The organism is Pseudomonas sp. TH10 (genome assembly GCF_016651255.1).
GTDB lineage: Bacteria > Pseudomonadota > Gammaproteobacteria > Pseudomonadales > Pseudomonadaceae > Aquipseudomonas.
The window spans coordinates 1-19,617 of the sequence record NZ_JAEKEG010000025.1; the positions used below are offsets into that span (position 1 = coordinate 1).

Sequence of the window (19,617 nt, forward strand, 5' to 3'; positions counted from 1 at the left end):
TGCGTCCACGATGCGCAAACGCCTCGCGCATTTGCCCGTGCCATTTGTGCAGGGCCCCGAAGGGCAATGCGATCAGCGTATCGTCGTCTGGTTTGCTCATGCCCCGCAGTCTAGCGGGTGAGCGGGTTCCTGGTAACAGCCTGTTCGACGCAATCATTGGCCCTGGTACTGCCCGCTCGCCTGGAGCTCGGCCGCCACCTCAAGAATACACTCGCGCAGGGTCTCGACGATTTCATCGACCTGGGCGCAGGTCAGGATCAACGGCGGCGACATGACATTGAGGTGCATGATCGGGCGTACCAGCAAGCCCTTCGACTGCGCCCGGGAATGAATCCTCTCGCCAATGTTGATCTCGTCGGCAAACAACGCCTTGCTGCGCTTGTCAGCCACGAACTCGACGCAGGCCATGAACTTCTGGCAGCGCACATCTCCAACCAGCGGCAGGTCGCCGAGGGTCGCCAGGCGTTCTTCCAGATACGTGCCGACTGCATCGACGTGCTCCAAAAGCTGTTCGCGCTCGATGATTTCGATGTTCTTCAGCGCTGCGGTACAGCACACCGGATGCCCGCTGTAAGTGAAACCGTGACTGAAGCAACGGCCCTTGCCCGGCTCGGCGATAACCTTCCAGATGCGCTCGGAAAAAATGCAGGCGCCCAGCGGCAGGTAAGCCGACGTCAGGCCCTTGGCGGTGGTGATGATGTCTGGTTGCACGTCAAACAGATCCCACGAGGCGAAAAACTTGCCCAGCCGTCCGAACGAGGTCACCACTTCGTCGGCGACGAATAGGATGTCGTAGCGTTGGCAGACTTCCCACATACGCTTGAGGTAGCCCTTGGGCGGAATGATCACCCCGCCCGAGCCCATGATGGGCTCGGCAAAAAACCCGCCACCTGGTCGGCGCCGATGGCGAGGATCTTGTCTTCGAACTCCTTGACCAGGAACTCTAGGAACTGTGCTTCGTCCATGCCGTCCGGTGCGCGATACGGATTGGGGTTGGACACGTGGTGAATACGCTCGTGGGCGTAGTCGAATTCCGGGACGCGGTCGGCGGCCTTGTTACCGATCGACATGGTCAGGGTGGTCGAGCCGTGATACGCGTTGTAGCGAGCAATGATGTGCTTTTTTTCCGGTTTGCCACGGCAGTTCTGGTAGTACTGGATCAGCCGGTAGGCGGTGTCCACGGCGGTCGAGCCGCCCGTGGTCAGGAACACGTGGTCGAGATCGCCCGGGGCCAGGCTGGCGAGTTTCTCGCAGAGCTGGATAGCCACGTTGTTGGACATGTCGCAGAACGGGTTTGAATAGGCCAGCAGGCGCACCTGGTCGGCTATCGCCAGGGCCATTTCTTCGCGTCCCAGGCCAATGTTGGTGCACCACATGCCGCCCACGGCATCGAGAAAACGGTTGCCCTGGGTGTCGTAGATATAAGCGCCATCACCAGCGACGATGTTCAGCGAGCCCTGCTCGGCGTGTTCGTCGAACATGTGATAACCGTGCATGTAGTGGGCTTTATCGGCCTTGACCAGCCGGGACTCTTCAGCAGCGGAAAAAATGTGTTGAGTTGGGGTAGCCATAGGAAAACCTCGAACCGAATAGTTGAACGCTCAAATCCCGCTTTTCACCGTGCTCCAGACTCGCGTCATCGCGCGCATGTCCTTGGCGTCCTGAGTCTTCTGTGGAAACAGCCGCGCGCGGGTCTCTTCATCGGGATAAATCGCCAGGTTGTTGCGCACTTCGGCGTTCACCAGCGGCGTGGCAGCCGCGTTGCTGTTGGCGTAGTGGATGTAATCGGTGACATCGGCCATCACCTGAGGCTGCATCAGGTAGTCGAGGAACTTGTGCGCATTGGCGACGTGCGGCGCATCGGCCGGGATGTACAGGTTGTCGAACCAGATCAGCGAACCTTCCCTGGGGATGAAGTACGCCAGGTTGATCTTCAGCTTGGCCTCCTCGGCGCGCGCCATGGCCGTGGCGTAGTCGCCGGACCAGGTCATGGCCATGCACACATCGCCATTGGGCAGGCTGGTCAGGTAGTTGACAGAGTCGAACTTGCGAATGAAGGGGCGCACTGACAACAGCAGTTCCTGCGCGGCCTTCAGGTCCGCCGGCGCGGCACTGCGCGGGTCGCGGCCGAGGTACTTCAGGGCCAGGGGAATCACTTCGGTCGGGGCATCCACCAAGGTCACGCCGCAGTCGGCGAAGCGCGAGACAATCTTGGGATCGAAGATCATTGCCAGCGAGCCGATCGGCGCATCCGGCATGCGCTCCCTGATCTTGTCGACGTTGTAGGTGATGCCGTTGCTGCCCCAGGTGTAGGGCGCGGAATACTGCGTGCCGGCGTCGAATCCCTGCAGGTCCTGCAGCACCTTGGGGTCAAGGTTGTTCCAGCCCGGCAATAATTTCTTGTCCAGCGGCTGGAATACTTTCGCCTGGATCAGGGGCGGCGCGAGGGACGCGTTGAGCACCACCAGGTCATAGCCGGAGTGTCCGGTGAGCAGCTTTGCCTGGACCGTTTCGTAGGCATCGAAGGTGTCGTAGATGACCTTGATGCCGCTGGCTTTTTCAAAGTCGGAAAGGGTTTTCTCGCCAATGTAATCCGCCCAGTTGTACAACCGCAGCGTTTTCGCACCGTCGACTTCGGCGGCGTGCACATTGAGTGACAAAGGAACCAGGATCACACTGAACATCAACTTGAAAGCCTTGCGCATGGCAAATTCACCTTCTCAAGCGTTCTAAATGAGCGGATGCAGCCACTATCGAGCGATCAGGGCGGCGGCACCATACCCCGAATGGGTGTGTCGCCAATCTCACGGCCTTGCAACATGGCAAAAAGAAGCAGGTGCGTTGACCCGTTTTGTCATAGATCCGGTGCAGGTCCCGCGCTTAGAGTGGCCGATGCATCGAACCACAGAGTCGCTTATGAACGATCTGATCAAACAGGACCGCGACGCCGGCGTACTGACGCTGACGTTTGACCGTCCCGACAAGCTCAACGCGCTGAACAACGCCATGTACACGCAGCTCGCCGACCTGTTGCAGGCCGCAGACGAGGACCCGGCCATCGGCGTGGTCATCATCACCGGTGGCGACAGCTGTTTCACCAGCGGCAATGACCTGGTGGATTTCCTGCAGTACCCGCCCACCCACCTGGACAGCCCTGCATTTCGCCTGATGGGGGTGGTGACCCAGTTGCAAACGCCGTTAATCGCGGCGGTATGTGGCGCGGCCATTGGCATTGGCACGACCTTGCTGCTGCACTGCGATCAGGTGGTGGTCAGCCGTAATGCCAAGTTGCGCATGCCGTTCGTGAACATCGGCCTGTGCCCGGAATTCGGCGCCACCCTGCTGTTGCCGCGGTTGCTTGGCCACGCCCGCGCCGCTCGTTTGCTGCTGCTGGGAGAAACCCTGGGCGGCGCCGACGCGGTGCAGTGGGGCCTGGCCAACGAACTGTGCGAGGACGGCCCGCAATGCCTGACCGCCGCGCGGCAACTGGCCCAACGTCTGCTGGCGTTGCCGCAAGGTGCATTGCGCCAGTCCCGGCAATTGCTCAAGCAGGCCTCGCTGGCGGAACTGCAAGCGACGATCCGCCAGGAAAACCTTCTGTTTATCGAACGCCTGAACACCCAGGAAGCGCAAACAGCGCTGAGCGCCCTGCTCAATCGCAGCACTGAAAAGAATCCGTCGAAAGGAACACCCCCATGAACACTCCAGAAGTTTTTGTCGTCAGCGCCGCCCGCACCGCCATTGGTACTTTTGGCGGTTCGCTCAAGGACGTGCCACCGGCCGATCTGGCGACCACTGCGGTCAAGGCCGCCCTGCAACGCTCCGGCGTCGATCCGGCGCAGGTCGGCCATCTGGTGATGGGTAACGTGATCCCCACCGAAACCCGCGACGCCTACATTTCCCGTGTAGCGGCAATGAACGCCGGCATCCCCAAGGAGACGCCCGCCTACAACGTCAATCGCCTGTGCGGCTCTGGTTTGCAAGCCATTATTAGCGCGGCCCAGACGCTGCTGCTCGGCGATGCCGAAATCGCCATCGGCGCCGGTGCCGAGTCCATGAGCCGCGGGCCATACCTGCTGCCGTCAGCGCGCTGGGGTGCGCGTATGGGCAACGTGCAGGCCGTCGACTACATGCTGGGTATCCTGCATGACCCATTCCACGGCATTCATATGGGCATCACCGCCGAGAACGTCGCGGCGCGCAACGGCATTACCCGCGAAATGCAGGACGCCCTCGCCCTGGAGGATCAAAAGCGCGCAGCCTTTGCCATTGCCAACGGGTATTTCAACGAACAGATCGCGACAGTAGAAATCCAGGGGCGCAAGGAAACCATTCTGTTCAACGTCGACGAACATCCCCGGGCGACAACCCTGGAACAGCTGGCGCAGATGAAGCCGGCGTTCAAGAAGGACGGTTCGGTAACGGCGGGCAACGCTTCGGGGTTGAACGATGGCGCTGCGGCATTGGTGATGGCCACCGGGGACGCGGTGCAGCGCAACAGCCTGCGCCCGCTGGCGCGCCTGGTCAGCTATGCCCATGCAGGTGTCGAGCCCGAACTCATGGGCCTGGGCCCCATCCCCGCAACGCGCCTGGCGCTAAAGCGTGCGGGGCTCTCAGTGCAGGATATGGATGTGGTCGAGGCCAACATCGCCTTCGCCGCCCAGGCTTGCGCAGTCAGCCAGGAGCTCGGCCTTGATCCGGCCAAGGTCAATCCAAATGGCTCGGGCATTGCGCTGGGGCACCCTGTAGGCGCGACGGGGGCAATTATTGCGACCAAGGCCATCCATGAGCTGCACCGCATCAACGGCCGGTATGCGCTGGTGACAATGTGCATTGGCGGCGGCCAGGGCATTGCAGCGATATTTGAGCGGGTCTAAGCACCTCTTGCACGGCTCCCACACTGCGCCCTAGCCGGGCGAATATCCAATGTGGGAGCCACTGTCTTCCCCAGTCACCTCAATGTTGAATGTGCAGACGCCATCGTGGGCAAGCCCGGCTCCCACAGTGATCTGCGCCGAACACAAATGCTGCGTCCACCACCAATACCCTGTGGGAGCGAGCCTGCTCTCGAATGGCGAATACGCTCCAGATCCAGTCCTTGCTCCCTTCTGACGGTCGGTACGAAAAAGGAATTGCCTGAAAATATTACATACGTCATATTATGATCGTAATAATAGATCTCCCCACAGGTATTTCGTCATGACCAGCATGCCCAGCCCCGATCCAGAAGTTGCTGTGAAGGCACAATCCAGGTCTCCCCTGTTCAAACGCCTGGCGCTGCTGAGTGCAGTCATCGCGGTGCTGATTGCGGCGGTCTTTTACACTTCACACTGGTGGACCAGCGGCCGCTTCATCGAGGAAACCGACGATGCTTACATCGGCGCAGACGTGACGGTGATCGGGCCCAAGGTCGCGGGCTACATTGACGAGGTGCTGGTCAGCGACAACCAGTCGGTGAAGGCCGGAGATGTGCTGATTCGCCTCGACGCTCGTGACTATCGCGCCAATCTGGCCAAGGCTGAAGGTGCGGTCGCGGCCGAAGAAGCGCTGCTGGCCAACCTCGACGCCACTGAACAATTGCAGCAAGCCGTGATCGGTCAGGCCCGTGCCGGTATTGATGCGGCGGGTGCCGAAACCTCTCGCTCGCGCGATGACAATGCTCGCTATAAACGCTTGGTGACGACCAATGCCGTGTCAGTCGAAAGCGCGCAACGTGCCGACGCCACGTTTAAAACCGCGCAAGCGCTGAGCGCCCGCGCTCAGGCCGAACTGCTGGCCGCGCAACGCCAACTGGCGGTGATCGATACACAGAAACAACAGGCCCGCGCCGCCCTCCAGCAAGCCCGCGCCGAGCGAGACCTGGCGCAGTTGAATCTCGGCTATACCGAACTGCGCGCCCCGGTCGACGGCGTGATCGGCAACCGCCGCGCACGGGTCGGCGCCTATGCGCAGGCGGGTTCGCAGCAACTCTCTGTGGTGCCGGCCAGCGGCTTGTGGGTCGATGCCAACTTCAAGGAAGACCAACTGGCGCGGATGAAACCCGGGCAACGCGTGAGCATCCGCGCCGACGTGCTGTCCGGCCAGGAATTCCACGGTCGTCTCGACAGCCTGGCGCCGGCCAGCGGTGCGCAGTTCAGCGTGCTGCCACCGGAGAACGCCACCGGCAACTTCACCAAGATTGTGCAGCGGGTGCCGGTGCGCATCCTGCTCGATCCGGCGGATGGCGTGCTCGGCCATCTGCGCCCTGGGCTGTCGGTCACGGCCGAAGTGGACACCCGCGCCGAACCCGCTGCACCCGCCGTGGCCAGCGCACCATGAGCCGCGCCGTCGCCGCCCCCGCGCCGCCGTTCGATGCCGCCGGGATGACCACGGCGACCAAGGTCTTCGCCTTCGCCAGCATGTGCATCGGCATGTTCATCGCCTTGCTGGATATCCAGATCGTTTCGGCGTCATTGCGCGACATTGGCGGGGGCTGTCCGCCGGAACAGACGAAACTGCCTGGGTGCAAACCAGCTACCTGATCGCCGAGATCATCGTCATCCCGTTGTCGGGCTGGCTGTCCCGGGTGTTCTCGACACGCTGGCTGTTCAGCGCATCGGCGGTGGGCTTCACCCTGGCCAGCCTGTTGTGCGGCCTGGCCTGGAACATCCAGAGCATGATCGCCTTCCGTGCCCTGCAAGGATTTCTCGGTGGTTCGATGATCCCGCTGGTGTTTACCACCGCGTTCTTTTTCTTCACCGGCAAACAACGAGTAATCGCGGCGGCGACCATCGGCGCGGTCGCGTCCCTGGCCCCCACGCTGGGCCCGGTGATTGGCGGCTACATCACCGACATTTCATCCTGGCACTGGCTGTTCTATATCAATCTGGTTCCAGGAATATTCGTTGCGGTGGCCGTGCCCCTGCTGGTAAAAATCGACCAGCCTGAACTGTCACTGCTCAAGGGCGCCGACTACCTGAGCATGGTGTTTCTCGCGCTGTTTCTCGGCTGCCTCGAATACACCCTCGAAGAAGGCCCGCGCTGGAACTGGTTCAGCGACAGCACGATCCTCACCACTGCGTGGATCAGTGGCCTGGCAGGTCTGGCGTTTATTGTCCGGACATTGTCCGTGGCCAATCCGATTGTGGATTTGCGCGCATTGAAGGACCGCAATTTTGCCCTCGGCTGCTTTTTCTCGTTTGTCACCGGCATCGGCCTGTTCGCAACGATTTACCTGACGCCGCTGTTTCTCGGCCGGGTGCGCGGTTACAGCGCGCTGGACATTGGTCTGGCGGTTTTCTCCACCGGCGTGTTCCAGGTCCTGGCGATTCCGCTGTACGCCTTTCTGGCCAATCGCATCGATTTGCGCTGGATCATGATGGTCGGGCTGGGCTTGTTCGCGGTGTCGATGTGGGAGTTCAGCCCGATCACCCACGACTGGGGCGCGGGGCAATTAATGCTGCCGCAAGCGCTGCGTGGGATTGCCCAGCAACTGGCAGTGCCCCCCGCCGTTACACTGACCCTCGGCGGCCTGGCCCCGGCACGACTCAAACACGCCTCGGGCCTGTTCAACCTGATGCGCAACCTCGGCGGCGCCATCGGCATCGCCGCCTGCGCCACCATCCTCAACGACCGCACCAACCTGCACTTCACGCGCCTGGCGGAGAATCTGAACAGCACTAACGAGGCGCTGAATCAGTGGCTGTCCCAGGTCGGCCAGAACTTTGCCGCTTTGGGCCAGAGTGGTGACGCAGGTGTTACGGCGAGCCTGCGACAACTGTGGTTGCTGACCTATCGCGAGGCGCAAACCCAGACTTACGGCGATACGTTTCTAATGATCATGGTGTGCTTCGTCATCGCCACGGCGATGGTGCCCTTGATGCGCAAGGTGCAACCACCGCCAGGGCCTTCGGCGGATGGGCATTGATTTGCTCAGTCCTGCGGCATCTTGCGGAAGCCGACGGCCAGGCGGTTCCAGCTGTTGATGGTGCTGATGGCGACGGTCAGGTCGACCATTTCCTTGGGGCTGAACTGCGCGGCGACAACTTCGTAGTCTTCGTCCGGGGCGTGGGTCAGGCTCAGTTGGGTCAGGGACTCGGTCCACAGCAATGCGGCGCGTTCACGGTCGCTGAAAAACGGTGCTTCGCGCCATGCCGTCACGGCGAACAGGCGGCGTGGCGTCTCGCCGCCCTTGATTGCGTCGGCGGTGTGCATGTCGATGCAGAACGCACAGCCGTTGATTTGCGAAGCGCGCAGTTTGACCAGCTCAACCAGAGTCTTTTCCAGCGGCAGTTTGGAGACCGCCGTTTCCAGCGCGATCATGGCTTTCAGAGCGTCAGGGGAAGCGGTGTAGAAATCGGTACGAGCTTTCATGACGGGCTCCGGGAACAAGTGAAGGTGGAGCTACGTTAAACCCCTCGGTGGGTTGCTCAAATAGCCAATATTTCAGAACTTGGGTAGGCCATTGGTGAGTGTGCGGTGACGGTGATGGCCTCATCGCGAGCAGGCTCGCTCCCACAAGAGTGACGGGGTGCCGGGAGAACGGTCAACTGTGGGTGTTAGCATCAGTACAGGCAACGAGAGCGCTGTTAGCTTTCGCCGCGGCGCCGCAGCCATTGCAGGAACCCTTTTTTCTCCACCGCCTTGGGCGTTTCCATGGTCAGGGTTCGGGCTTTTTCCAGGCGGTAATCCAGCAGCGCCGTCATGGCCTCGCTGATGTCGTGGCGCGCGTCGAGGCAGGGTTTCAGGTAGTCCTTTTCGATGCGGTACAGGCTGCAGAAGGTCTTGGCGGTGAAGTCCGCCGGCAGCGCGGTATCGGAGAGTATGCCGCCTTCGCCGATTACTTCACCCGGCCCCATGCGCCCGGACTCGAACCTGACGCCATCACGGCTCAGCTCGACCGACACCACGCCGGATTCGATGATGAACAGATGGTCGCTGACCTCACCCGCCGGAAGGATCAGTTCGCCGGCGCGGAAGTTCTGCAGCTTCATGTTCTGGCTGAAGGTGTCCTTTTCTTCCTGACGCAGGGTCGAGAAGATGCTCGAGCTGTCCAGCAATGCCAGTGGCCGTGACAGCCCGGCAGGCGCATTGGATTCGACGCTCGACAGCAGGCTTACACCCGAGGCCTGCAAATGGCGGAACGCCAGGTCGAACAGTTGATTGCGCACCACACGCTTCTCACCCATCGAGGCGACGAAACCACTGATCTCGTATTCCGCGCCGCTGCTGCCGGAGCTTTTCAGCGCCACACTTGGCGCCGGGGTGTCCAGCAACTGGCGACAGCCCTGCATCGCCCGCTCCAGCGCCTCGATCACCGAGTTGGGCCGCGCATGCGGGCTGACCTGAACGCTGACCGAAACGCCGAACATGTTGCTCGGCCGGCTGAAGTTGATGATCTTGGCTTTGGCTGCCAGCGAGTTGGGAATCACCGCCATGCTGCCCTGGCTGGTTTGCAGGCGCGTGGCACGCCAATCGATGTCAGTGACCCGGCCTTCGGTGCCGTCGATGGAAATCCAGTCATCCAGTTGATAGGGTTTGGTGGTGTTGAGGACGATCCCGGAAAACACGTCGCTCAAGGTGCTTTGCAACGCCAGGCCGACGATGATCGCCAGGGCGCCAGAGGTGGCCAGTACACCCTTGACCGGCAAATCCAGCACGTAGGCCAGGGCGGCGATGATGGCGATGAGAAAAATCACTGCCCCAAGCAGATCCTGAAGCAGGCGACCGGTGTGCCCGACCCGCTGCATCATCACCGCGCCAATCAATACCGTGAGCGTGCGTGCGCCGAACAGCCACCAACCGATTTGCAAGCCGGTTGCGGCCAGGTGCAACGGCACATTGTCGGCCCAGGGCGCCGGTTCCAGAGGGTTCAAGCCTTCGTTGAACAGCAGGACGCTGAACAGCGAAAAGATCACCAGCCGCGCCACGAGTTTCCACTGGCTACCATTGGCACTAATCAGGCGCCACAACCCCAAGTCGATGAGGATCAGGGCCAGCGCACAGAACAACGGGTGATCGGTGAGCAATGACAGCATCGAGCGGCTCCGGCAGGGACTCATTTACGCAACCATCGCACGCATTGCAGGAGCTGGCGAAGCTTGCGATCTTTTGGAATCTCGAAAGATCAAAAGATCGCAGCCTTCGCAAGCTCCTACAAGGGGCGATGGGCGCGCTTACTTGCTGGTCAGCGTGTTGTAGCTGGTCATCAGGTTGCAGTAGTCCGGGATGTGGTTGGAGAACAGAGTGGCCAGGCCTTCCACGTCGTTGCGCCAGTCGCGATGCAGCTCGCAGGCCAGGCCGAACCAGGTCATCAACTGCGCGCCGGAGGACGACATGCGATCCCAGGCCGATTGCCGGGTCAGTTCGTTGAACGTGCCGGAAGCGTCGGTCACCACGAAAACTTCAAAGCCTTCAGCCAGGGCCGACAGCGCCGGGAATGCCACGCAGACTTCGGTCACCACACCGGCGATGATCAACTGCTTCTTGCCGGTCGCCTTGATCGCCTTGACGAAATCTTCATTGTCCCAGGCATTGATCTGGCCAGGACGAGCGATGTAGGGCGCGTCGGGGAACAGTGCCTTGAGCTCCGGCACCAGCGGGCCGTTCGGGCCGGTTTCAAAGCTGGTGGTCAGGATGGTCGGCAGCTTGAAGTACTTGGCCAGGTCGGCCAGGGCCAGCACATTGTTCTTGAAACGATCCGGATCAATGTCGCGCACCAGCGACAGCAAGCCTGCTTGATGGTCGACCAACAGAACCGCGGCGTTATCCTTGTCGAGACGTTTGTAGGAAGTAGTCATGGGGTAATCCTCGCTATTTATCGATGCCGATCAAGCCGGCGCAGTGATTTCGGTTTTTTTGTTTTACATCGCGGTCAGGCAAGCGTAGTCACACGACCCGGCCGCGCCACAGCGGTGCAGCATTGAGTTCAACCGCTCATCCGGCCGAAGCGGCCCGATTGAAAGTCAGCAAAGGCCTGGTGGATTTCCTGCTCGCTGTTCATCACGAACGGACCATGGCCGACGACGGGTTCGTCGATGGGCTCGCCGCTGAGCAGCAACACCACCGCGTCGCTATTGGCTTCCAGGCTGAGCTGGTGACCATCGCGGCCAAACAGAACAAGCTGGCCTTCTCGGACCCGTTCCTGGCCGTTGACCTGAACCGTGCCACGCAACACCACCAGCGCCGTATTGCGGCCTTCGTGCAGGTCCAGGGTCAGCGGCTTGCTCGCCTTGAGGCGCAGGTCCCAGACGTCGATCGGGGTGAAGGTGCGCGCCGGGCCGGTGTGGCCGTCGAATTCCCCGGCGATCAGGCGCAGGCTGCCGGCATCGTTCTTCAGCGCGATGGCCGGGATGTCGCCGTCAAGAATCGTCTGGTAACCGGCGTCGGCCATTTTGTCCCTGGCCGGCAGGTTGACCCACAGCTGCACCATTTCCAGGGTGCCGCCGCTTTTGGCAAAGGCTTGGGAGTGAAACTCTTCATGGAGAATCCCCGAAGCCGCAGTCATCCATTGCACGTCACCCGGACCGATTTTGCCGCCACTGCCAGTGGAATCACGGTGTTCCACTTCGCCCTTGTAGACGATCGTCACGGTCTCGAAGCCGCGGTGTGGATGCTGACCAACGCCACGGCGCGCCGTGGTCGGGCTGAATTCAGCAGGACCGGCGTGATCCAGCAGCAGAAACGGGCTGATGTGCTTGCCCAGGTTGTCATAGGAAAACAGCGTGCGGACCGGAAAACCGTCACCGACCCAATGACCGCGCGGGCTGGTGTAAATACCGATGATGTTTTTCATGTGGCCTCCGAATCTGTGGTTTGCTGCGATGGATAAAGCTTAAAACCGAAGCCTTTGGTGCGCTAGACTGCAAAAATCAGTCATAGCGTTCTATTTGGAGAACGATGGTGGAAGATCTCAACACCCTTTATTACTTCACCCAGGTGGTGGAGCATGGTGGGTTTGCTGCGGCCGGACGTGCGCTGGACATGCCCAAGTCCAAGCTCAGCCGGCGCATCGCCGAGCTTGAAGAGCGCCTGGGTGTACGTCTGCTGCATCGCACCAGCCGGCATTGTTCGCTGACCGAAATCGGCCAGGCCTATTACCAGCGTTGCCTGGCCATGCGGGTGGAAGCGGAGAGTGCTGCCGAACTGATCGAGCGCAACCGCTCCGAACCCCAGGGCCTGGTGCGCATCAGCTGCCCTACCGCCCTGCTCAATTCCTGGGTCGGGCCGATGCTGACCCGCTACATGCTCAAGTACCCGCTGGTCGAGCTGTTCATCGAGAGCACCAACCGCCGGGTCGACCTGATTCACGAGGGCTTCGACATCGCCCTGCGCGTGCGCTTCCCGCCACTGGAAAATACCGACATGGTGATGAAGGTGCTGGGCAACAGCACTCAGTGCCTGGTGGGCAGCCCGGCCTTCGCCGAACGCCTGTCATCCCCTGCCACCCCGGCGGACCTCAGCGGCTTGCCGAGCGTGCACTGGGGCGCGGCGCAGCGTGATTACCAGTGGGAGCTGTTTGGCGCAGAGGGCGCCAGCGCGTTGATCTGGCATGCGCCGCGCATGGTCACTGACGACTTGTTGGCCTTGCGCCATGCGGTGCTGGCAGGCGTCGGCGTGGCGCATTTGCCCAGCGTGGTGGTGCGCGACGACATTGCTGCCGGGCACCTGATGGAGCTGGTGCCGGGATGGGCGCCAAAGTGCGGAATCGTCCACGCGATTTTTCCGTCACGTCGCGGTTTGCTGCCGTCGGTGCGGGCGTTGATTGATTTTCTTGGGGAGGAGTTCAGTCATGCGGATATTGCTTAGGGCACGGGCCTTCCAAACTGAGCGAGGCTGATTTCCAGGCGCTGTATGCCTGTTGCCAGGCGACGCCCATGCAGGAAGACGTTCACTCAGATCAAGCGGTTGCGCAAGGCGAAATCCCGCAGGTGGACCGCCGATTTGACGTCGAGTTTTTTAATCAGCCGCGTCTTGTAGGTGCTCACGGTCTTGTGGCTCAGGTGCAGGTTTTCGGCGATCTGCTTGTTTGATATGCCCATGGCCAGGTAGCGACAGATGGTCAGTTCACGACTGGACAGGACATCTATCCGCTGCTTTTCACTGCATTGCGATGCCCTGAGCGAAACCGCGGTCGAGAGCTGGGCAAAATAGGTGTAGCCGACCGTAACCGCGTGTATGGCCTTGTGCAAATGCTGCAGGTCGTTCGACTTGGCGACGTAGGCCGCGGCACCGGCGCGAATGCATCGGTCCTGGAAGAGCATCGCCTCGTGGGCGGAGAAGACCACCACCGGGCATCGCTCGCCACTGTCGTGAAGCCTTGCCAGTACTTCCAGCCCGTCGAGCTCGGGCAGGGAAATATCCAGCACCACCACGTCCGGTTGGTGCTCGCGGACCATCGCCATGACCTCGTTACCGCAACTGGCCTCGTAAATCCGCTGAAAACCTTCCTGTTGGAGCACGATTTTGACTGCGGCGCGAACCACCGGATGATCGTCCACAATCAGTGCTGACTTCATCACGACTCCATGTACAAAACACGATGATTGACCTACCTGACAGAAATGCCTGTCCCGGCGGACGGTAGGCGACGATCGATCAGCGCCATCAGGCGGCTGATCGAAGCCAGATCCGGCAGGGATGTGTGGCTGACCTGGATGTTCTGCTGCTCACCGTCGGGAGTCGGCGGCAGCCGTGCACGCTGGCCTTCATAGATGAAGGCGTGGCGAACCTGGGCATTGTCACGAAAGAAATCCAGCAGGTTAAAGGCATCACCTGCCATCGAAGCGTTGATCACCACCAGGTCGAACGGCTCGCAACCGTACTCGACCAGCGTCAGCAGTTCCTCAAGGCTGTGAACCGGTGCGACCCGGTAATAGTCGAGCTGATTGAACAGCCGTTCGATTCTCATGCGCTGAAAATGCTGCTCGTCGGCAATCAGGATACGCAAGGCTTTGTTCGACAAAGTAGGCCCCCAGCAGGGTGTCAAATTCGAGATGACGCAAGGCTACGCATGCGAGACGGTGCTTTATGTAGGACTTTTCCGAAACTCCCACTGCATTTGTCTACGCATCGCCATCAGCGACCGCCTGGGGATGGGCCGTGCAGCTGCAACCAGGCCAGCAAATCCTCGCCACTCATGGGGCGTGCAAACCAGTAGCCCTGCCCCTGAACACAGCCGAGCGACATCAGGTGCAGGCGCTGCGCATCGGTCTCGATGCCTTCGATGACCACCGACATGCCCAGACTGTCCCCCAGCGCCAGGGTGCTGGTGATGGCTGCCCGACAGCGCGGCTCGTGCGCCAGGCCGCGGACGAATTCGGCGTCGAGCTTGATCTCGTTGAAAGGCAGCTGACACAGGCGCTGCAATGAAGAGAACCCGGCACCGAAGTCGTCGATGGACAGCCGGCAACCCATCATTCGCAGGCGCACCAGGTTCTCCAGGCTGGTGGCGGGGGCCTGCAGCAAACCGCTTTCGGTGAGTTCGAAGGTTAATCCGGAGCCCGGCATGCCATGGCGGAGCAAGAGACGCCGGATGCTGGCCGTCAGTTCGCTGTCGGCCAGTTGCGTGCTTTGCAGGTTGAACGCCATGTTCAGGGTAAAACCGCGGCTTGCTGCGGCCCGCTGCAGCATCAGCGCCTGTTCCAGCTGGGCGAACAGCAGCCGGTCCATCTGCCCGTTCCGCTCCAGTATCGGCAGGTACACCGCCGGCGACAGCACGCCCCTTTGTGGGTGCAACCAGCGGCTGAGCACCTCGACGCCGCAGACCTGGCCGGTGTGCAGATGAAATTTGGGCTGGTACCAGGACTGGATCTGTCCTAGAGCGAGCGCTGTATTCACCTCCTCCTCGCTGGCCAGAAGCAACGGCGTTGCCGGCGCGCATGTCACCGGCCGATGGCTCGGGTGTTTGTCGAGCAACTCGCGCAGCGCCTGGGGGTGCAGTGGTTTGCCGACATCCCCCAGTAACTCGAGCCCCAGCAGGGAGACGATCTGGTGCACCGCCCGCCGCAGGTCCGCCGAGAGCGAACTGCTGATGATGATCGACCTGACCTGCCCGCTGGCCCCCAGGCGGCGAAAGAACTCCAGGCCGTCCATGCCTTCCATCTGCAAATCGCACAGGGCGATGTCGACCGGCCCCACCTCCTGCAGGATGGCCAGCGCCTGCGCTCCGTCGCAAGCTTCGAACACCTCGCGACAGCCTGCCTGCCGGAACATGCTCACGGCCACTGAACGTTGAAAGGCGTGGTCTTCGAGTATCAGAACGCGCGGTGGCGGGCAGGTCATGTCATCTCGACTCGTCTTGGAAGGGAAGACGATTATCCAGCGGATCATATTTAGGAAACGCCCCAAACCTTGTAGGAAATTTCCCAAGTGTTTCCTGATGATGTCTGAGTGCGGTCACGCCAACCGCTGCGCCAGTCGCTCCATCGCCTGATGCAACTCGTCAACGGCCTCGGTTAACTGCACCGGGTTCACCACCTCGCAAGCCGTTTCCAGACGCTCGCATGCGCCGATCAGCCCCTGAGCCTTGATGATTCGCGCACCGCCCTTGATGCGGTGAGCCAGGTTCGCCAGCCCCGGCACGTCGTTTTGCGTGAACGCCCGCATCAACCGCGCCATATCGTCATCGTTGCTGGACGCCAGGTCATCCAGCAGGCGCTTGATGGAGGCCTCGTCGCCCCGGGTCAACTGGTGCAGCCCGGCCAAGTCAATCTCGTCCGTGAGCGGGGTGGCTGCCTGCTCGGCACTCGGGGCGAGGCTCGACAGCCGGGCGCCGAGGTCCTCGAGGCTGATCGGCTTGAACAGGCAGTCATCCATGCCGGCATCCAGGCAGCGCTGCTTTTCCTCGGCTTGTGCATTGGCGGTAAATCCCAGGATGAGGCTGGGCGCGAGGCCCTGTCGCGCTCTTCCTGGCGGATCGCCCGGGCCAGTTCGTAGCCTGTCATGACCGGCATGTTGCAGTCGCTGATGACCACATCAAAAGGCTGGCTGCGCCATGCGCGCAAACCCTGCGCGCCGTCTTCGGCATCCCGCACCCGGTGGCCGAGGTAGCTCAGTTGCTGAGACAGCAGCAAGCGGTTCGCCGGGTAATCGTCGACTATCAGGATACTCAACGCACGATGCACCGGTGCCGGTGCGACCGGCACCGGCGCTGGCTCATGCCGAGGTTGCAGCGTGGGCAGATCGAGGACAACGTCGACCCGGGTGCCCTTCCCCACATGGCTGTGCAACGTCAGCTGGCCGCCCATCATCTCGCACAACGTGCGGCTGATGACCAACCCGAGGCCCGAGCCGCTGCGCGCCGACTGGCGATTATTGCTGGCCTGGGTGAATGGGCTGAACAACCGTTGCTGATCCTCATCGCTAATGCCGATGCCGGTGTCGGCAACCTGCAGATGCAGCGTCAGACGCTCGTCTGGCCCTGGATGAACCCTGACTTGCAGACAGACCTCGCCAGCTTCGGTGAACTTGATGGCGTTGCTCAACAGGTTGGAGACGATCTGCTTGAAGCGCAGCGGGTCGATCAACACATCGCAATTGACCCCGGCATCCAGGTCCAACTGCAGTTGCAGCTGTTTCTGGCGCGCCAGGCCCTCGAAAATACGCACCACCGACTCCAGCAATTCCCGCAGGTTGGCGCGCTCCGGGTTCAGGGACAAACGCCCGGACTCAATCCGGGCGATGTCCAGGATGTCACCAATCAGGTCCAGCAGGCCGCGCGCCGCGCCGGAGGCTACATCAATCGCAAAGCGATCCATCACGCCCTGATCCGCTTTTTTGGTCGCCAGTTCTAGCATGCCGATCACCGCGTTCATCGGCGTGCGGATTTCATGGCTCATGGTCGCCAGGAAAGTGGTCTTGGCGCGGTTCGCATCGTCGGCGTCGTCCTTGGCTTCGCGCAGCGCCTGCACCAGGCGCTGGCGCTCGCTGATATCGATCCAGCCCCCGATCAGACCACTCACTTCACCGTTACTGGTACGGTAAGGCAGCATCCAGTGGTAGATGGTCAGCACGTTGGCGCCCAGGGTCAGCTGGCGATCCTGGACCTGGGGCCGGCCGGCCTTCATCACCTGCAAATAATTCTCATGGTAGGCCGCCGCTTCCTGCACGTTCTTGAACACACCCTCGATCACGGTCTTGCCGATCACCTGCTCGCGCTCGACGCTGAACACTTCCAGGTAACCGCTGTTACAGATAAGCAGCTTGCCCTCGCGGTCACGCACATAGATCGGATGGGGGGTGCCGTTAATCAATACCCGCATGAATTCAACCTGATCGCTCAACGCCTGCTCGGCCTGCTTGCGCTTGCGCATCAGCATCCGCAGGTAGGCGATCCAGCCCAGGGCAATCATCAGCAACACGGCGGCAATCACAAAGCCCTGAATGATCGCCGCGCGATGCCGTAGCCAATAGCTGTCGCCCACCACCACTTCGCTGCCCCAGCGATTGGACACTTCGTCCAGCTCGTCGGGGGAATACTCAGCAGGGTTTTGTCGAGGATCGAATACAGCTCTGTGGCGTCGCGGGCGGTGGCGAAACCCAAGCGAGCGGAAGTGGTGCCAACCGTGCTGGTGATCCGCAGCCGGTCGCGATACTGCCGGGAAATCATGTAGCGCGCGGTGATCAGTGCGCTGACTGCGGCATCGGCCTGACCGTTGGCCACCAGGGTCATGGCGTGCTCGGCGTTGTCGGCATCAATCAATTGAATGCCTGGGTACTGCTCGATCAACTGGTCGCGCACGGGCGTGCCGAGAATCACCGCCAGGCGTTTGTTGGCCATTTCGTCCAGGGTTGCGGGATTGCCGCCGGACGTTCGGCTGACCAGCACGTACGGCGTGCTGAGGTAGGGACGGGTAAACCGCAAGGACTTCTCGCGCTCCGCGCTGGGGGTCAGGCTGATCAGCAGGTCCGCCCGGCCGGATTCGACCTGCCGGATCAGTCTGGGGACGGTGTGCAGGCGCTGAATGTCGAACTTCAACCCGGTGCGCAGCGCGACCTTGGCCAGCACATCGGCACCCAGGCCGCGAAACTTGCCGTCCTGACCGTAAAACGACACCGGCAGGAAACTCTCGTCTATGGCCACCTTGACGTGGGGATGCTGCTCCATCCAGCGCCGTTCGGCGGCGCTGAATTGCAACACATGCAATCCGCTCATGTTCGCCCCGCCCGCGCTCCAGCGTCGCTGGATGCTCACCCGCTCGCTCGCCGGAATCACCGCCAGCGCCGCATTGACGATGCGCAGCAGGCGCGGGTTGTCCCTGGTCACGGTAAAGGCGAAGTCGTTGACGTTGGTGTCGAGAAAAGCCGCCAATTGCACGTTGTTCAGGTAATTTTTGTTGATCAGGTAGTTGGCGCTGATGGAGTCGCCCAGGTAGACGTCAGCCGTGCCGAAAGCTACCGCACCGATCGCGCTCAAGGTCGAGGGATAGAGTTGCAAACGGGCGTTGGGAAAGTGCGCCTTGACGGCTTCCGGCGGCAGGTAGTGGTAAAGCATCGCCACCTGTTTTCCAGCCAGGTCCGGCGTGGCGTTCTGGCTATCGCCGATGCGGGTGACGAGGGTCGGCTGGTCTTCGGCGTAGGGGCTGGACATCACCAGCTGCGGGTCCGCCGCCTCGAAGTCGTTGGACGTCCCGAGCAGGTCAACTTCGCCCTGCTGGACCGCGTGCACCACATCCGCCCGGGACGGATAACGCCGCACCTCGATGCGCACCTGCAGCAGCTCGGCGAGCAATGCCGCGTAGTCGGCCGTCAGCCCTTCATAGTCACGCCCGGTGCCAGTGATGCCAAACGGCGGGTAGTCCGGTGCCGAAGCGCCCAACACCAATACGCCCTTGTCACGCAGCCATTGCCGGTCGGGCTCATCGAGCGCCACCTGGTAGCCATCGACCTGGGAACGCCCCAGCAACCGCAGGTTTTCCACCGGCGCTGCTACGGCCCATACGCAATGAACGGTGCCCGACAACAGCACCACGGCCAGCCATTTACCCCATGCCCGACTCATTCACACCAACTGATTGCGCTTGGCGAAATCGGCGAGGTACACCACGGACTTCACGTTGAGTTTTTCGATCAGGCGGGTCTTGTAGGTGCTGATGGTCTTGCTGCTCAGCAGCATGGCTTCGCCGATCTCCTTATTGCTCATGCCGTTGGACAGTTGCTGCAAAATCGTCAGTTCTCGATCGGACAGGCTCTGGATCAGTTCAAGGTCAGTGGCCTGGGCATCACTGCGCCGCACTGAGCTGCTCGCCAGGTTTGGAAAAAAGGTGTAGCCGGTCAGGACGGCCTCGATGGCCCTGACCAGTTCATCGAGGTCGTCATTTTTGGAGATATAGCCGGCGGCACCGGCCTTCATGCAGCGCATGGCGTAGAAGATCGGCAATTGCGAGGTCAGTACTACGATTTTGCAATGCGATTGGTCGGTCATGATCCGGCTGATGACTTGCAGGCCATCAAGCCTGGGCATGGCGATGTCGAGGATGATCAGGTCCGGGGCGAGTTCGCGGGCACGTTGCACGGCGTCCGCGCCGTTGCCGGCCTGGGCGATCCACCTCGATGTTTTCCTGCTGCAGGAGCATTGAGACTGATGCCCGAATGAACGGGTGATCGTCTACCACCATCGCTTTGACCATAAGCACCTCT

General features: G+C 61.4%; 12 protein-coding genes and 5 pseudogenes. 5 read left to right on the forward strand and 12 right to left on the reverse strand.

What is annotated here, in order from left to right:
• The 3 genes and pseudogenes from JFT80_RS25020 to JFT80_RS03155 all read right to left on the reverse strand — a co-directional run.
• Positions 1 to 157 (reverse strand): annotated as a pseudogene (locus tag JFT80_RS25020) (LuxR family transcriptional regulator); the annotation flags it as partial.
• Positions 154 to 1,571: pseudogene (locus JFT80_RS03150) on the reverse strand (aminotransferase). The pseudogenes JFT80_RS25020 and JFT80_RS03150, both read right to left, overlap by 4 nt.
• 30 nt (positions 1,572 to 1,601) lie before the next feature.
• Positions 1,602 to 2,705: a polyamine ABC transporter substrate-binding protein gene (locus tag JFT80_RS03155; protein WP_201146894.1), complete on the reverse strand. Its 1,104-nt coding sequence runs from the start codon at positions 2,703 to 2,705 to the stop codon at positions 1,602 to 1,604.
• A 211-nt stretch (positions 2,706 to 2,916) separates the two neighbouring features.
• On the opposite strand from JFT80_RS03155, the gene JFT80_RS03160 reads away from it, so the two are divergent.
• The 4 genes and pseudogenes from JFT80_RS03160 to JFT80_RS03175 all read left to right on the forward strand — a co-directional run bounded on the left by JFT80_RS03160 (position 2,917) and on the right by JFT80_RS03175 (position 7,906).
• On the forward strand, positions 2,917 to 3,699 hold the full coding sequence (locus JFT80_RS03160) for an enoyl-CoA hydratase (protein WP_201146895.1): 783 nt from the start codon (positions 2,917 to 2,919) through the stop codon (positions 3,697 to 3,699).
• A complete protein-coding gene (locus tag JFT80_RS03165; protein ID WP_045062634.1) occupies positions 3,696 to 4,877 on the forward strand; it encodes an acetyl-CoA C-acyltransferase family protein in 1,182 nt (393 codons plus the stop codon). The genes JFT80_RS03160 and JFT80_RS03165 overlap by 4 nt, the downstream gene beginning before the upstream one ends.
• Before the next feature lie 322 nt (positions 4,878 to 5,199).
• Positions 5,200 to 6,318 carry an HlyD family secretion protein gene (locus JFT80_RS03170; protein WP_201146896.1) on the forward strand — a complete coding sequence of 373 codons (1,119 nt, stop codon included), beginning with the start codon at positions 5,200 to 5,202 and terminating at the stop codon, positions 6,316 to 6,318.
• Positions 6,315 to 7,906, forward strand: a pseudogene (locus tag JFT80_RS03175) (DHA2 family efflux MFS transporter permease subunit). Before JFT80_RS03170 ends, JFT80_RS03175 begins: the two are co-directional and overlap by 4 nt.
• Positions 7,907 to 7,911: 5 nt before the next feature.
• On the opposite strand, the gene JFT80_RS03180 reads toward JFT80_RS03175, so the two are convergent.
• The 4 genes from JFT80_RS03180 to JFT80_RS03195 form a co-directional block, all read right to left on the reverse strand.
• On the reverse strand, positions 7,912 to 8,352 hold the full coding sequence (locus JFT80_RS03180; protein ID WP_201146897.1) for a carboxymuconolactone decarboxylase family protein: 441 nt from the start codon (positions 8,350 to 8,352) through the stop codon (positions 7,912 to 7,914).
• Between the two features lie 215 nt (positions 8,353 to 8,567).
• Positions 8,568 to 10,016 carry a mechanosensitive ion channel domain-containing protein gene (locus tag JFT80_RS03185; RefSeq protein WP_201146898.1) on the reverse strand — a complete coding sequence of 483 codons (1,449 nt, stop codon included), beginning with the start codon at positions 10,014 to 10,016 and terminating at the stop codon, positions 8,568 to 8,570.
• A 138-nt stretch (positions 10,017 to 10,154) separates the two neighbouring features.
• The gene (gene ycaC, locus JFT80_RS03190; RefSeq protein ID WP_201146899.1) at positions 10,155 to 10,778 is read right to left on the reverse strand and encodes an isochorismate family cysteine hydrolase YcaC; all 624 of its coding nucleotides are present in this window, start codon (positions 10,776 to 10,778) and stop codon (positions 10,155 to 10,157) included.
• A gap of 128 nt (positions 10,779 to 10,906) precedes the next feature.
• Positions 10,907 to 11,773: a pirin family protein gene (locus JFT80_RS03195; RefSeq protein WP_122838691.1), complete on the reverse strand. Its 867-nt coding sequence runs from the start codon at positions 11,771 to 11,773 to the stop codon at positions 10,907 to 10,909.
• A 104-nt stretch (positions 11,774 to 11,877) separates the two neighbouring features.
• On the opposite strand from JFT80_RS03195, the gene JFT80_RS03200 reads away from it, so the two are divergent.
• Complete coding sequence (locus tag JFT80_RS03200; protein ID WP_201146900.1) at positions 11,878 to 12,786, forward strand: LysR substrate-binding domain-containing protein; 909 nt, start codon at positions 11,878 to 11,880, stop codon at positions 12,784 to 12,786.
• A gap of 86 nt (positions 12,787 to 12,872) precedes the next feature.
• Here JFT80_RS03200 and JFT80_RS03205 read toward each other — a convergent pair whose 3' ends face one another.
• The 5 genes and pseudogenes from JFT80_RS03205 to JFT80_RS03230 all read right to left on the reverse strand — a co-directional run bounded on the left by JFT80_RS03205 (position 12,873) and on the right by JFT80_RS03230 (position 19,607).
• Positions 12,873 to 13,496, reverse strand: a complete 624-nt coding sequence (locus JFT80_RS03205) for a response regulator transcription factor (RefSeq protein ID WP_122838689.1) — start codon at positions 13,494 to 13,496, stop codon at positions 12,873 to 12,875.
• 32 nt (positions 13,497 to 13,528) lie between these two features.
• A complete protein-coding gene (locus tag JFT80_RS03210) occupies positions 13,529 to 13,942 on the reverse strand; it encodes a response regulator (RefSeq protein WP_122838688.1) in 414 nt (137 codons plus the stop codon).
• A 113-nt stretch (positions 13,943 to 14,055) separates the two neighbouring features.
• Positions 14,056 to 15,261, reverse strand: a complete 1,206-nt coding sequence (locus JFT80_RS03215) for an EAL domain-containing protein (RefSeq protein ID WP_201146901.1) — start codon at positions 15,259 to 15,261, stop codon at positions 14,056 to 14,058.
• A gap of 114 nt (positions 15,262 to 15,375) precedes the next feature.
• Positions 15,376 to 18,979, reverse strand: a pseudogene (locus JFT80_RS03225) (transporter substrate-binding domain-containing protein).
• Positions 18,980 to 19,607 (reverse strand): annotated as a pseudogene (locus JFT80_RS03230) (response regulator).
• Positions 19,608 to 19,617 lie beyond the last annotated feature (10 nt).

Coding starts and splice junctions, on each gene's coding strand:
- JFT80_RS03155 (WP_201146894.1), bottom strand. CDS start 2,705: ATGCGCAAGGCTTTCAAGTTGATGTTCAGTGTGATCCTGGTTCCTTTG.
- JFT80_RS03160 (WP_201146895.1), top strand. CDS start 2,917: ATGAACGATCTGATCAAACAGGACCGCGACGCCGGCGTACTGACGCTG.
- JFT80_RS03165 (WP_045062634.1), top strand. CDS start 3,696: ATGAACACTCCAGAAGTTTTTGTCGTCAGCGCCGCCCGCACCGCCATT.
- JFT80_RS03170 (WP_201146896.1), top strand. CDS start 5,200: ATGACCAGCATGCCCAGCCCCGATCCAGAAGTTGCTGTGAAGGCACAA.
- JFT80_RS03180 (WP_201146897.1), bottom strand. CDS start 8,352: ATGAAAGCTCGTACCGATTTCTACACCGCTTCCCCTGACGCTCTGAAA.
- JFT80_RS03185 (WP_201146898.1), bottom strand. CDS start 10,016: ATGCTGTCATTGCTCACCGATCACCCGTTGTTCTGTGCGCTGGCCCTG.
- ycaC (WP_201146899.1), bottom strand. CDS start 10,778: ATGACTACTTCCTACAAACGTCTCGACAAGGATAACGCCGCGGTTCTG.
- JFT80_RS03195 (WP_122838691.1), bottom strand. CDS start 11,773: ATGAAAAACATCATCGGTATTTACACCAGCCCGCGCGGTCATTGGGTC.
- JFT80_RS03200 (WP_201146900.1), top strand. CDS start 11,878: ATGGTGGAAGATCTCAACACCCTTTATTACTTCACCCAGGTGGTGGAG.
- JFT80_RS03205 (WP_122838689.1), bottom strand. CDS start 13,496: ATGAAGTCAGCACTGATTGTGGACGATCATCCGGTGGTTCGCGCCGCA.
- JFT80_RS03215 (WP_201146901.1), bottom strand. CDS start 15,261: ATGACCTGCCCGCCACCGCGCGTTCTGATACTCGAAGACCACGCCTTT.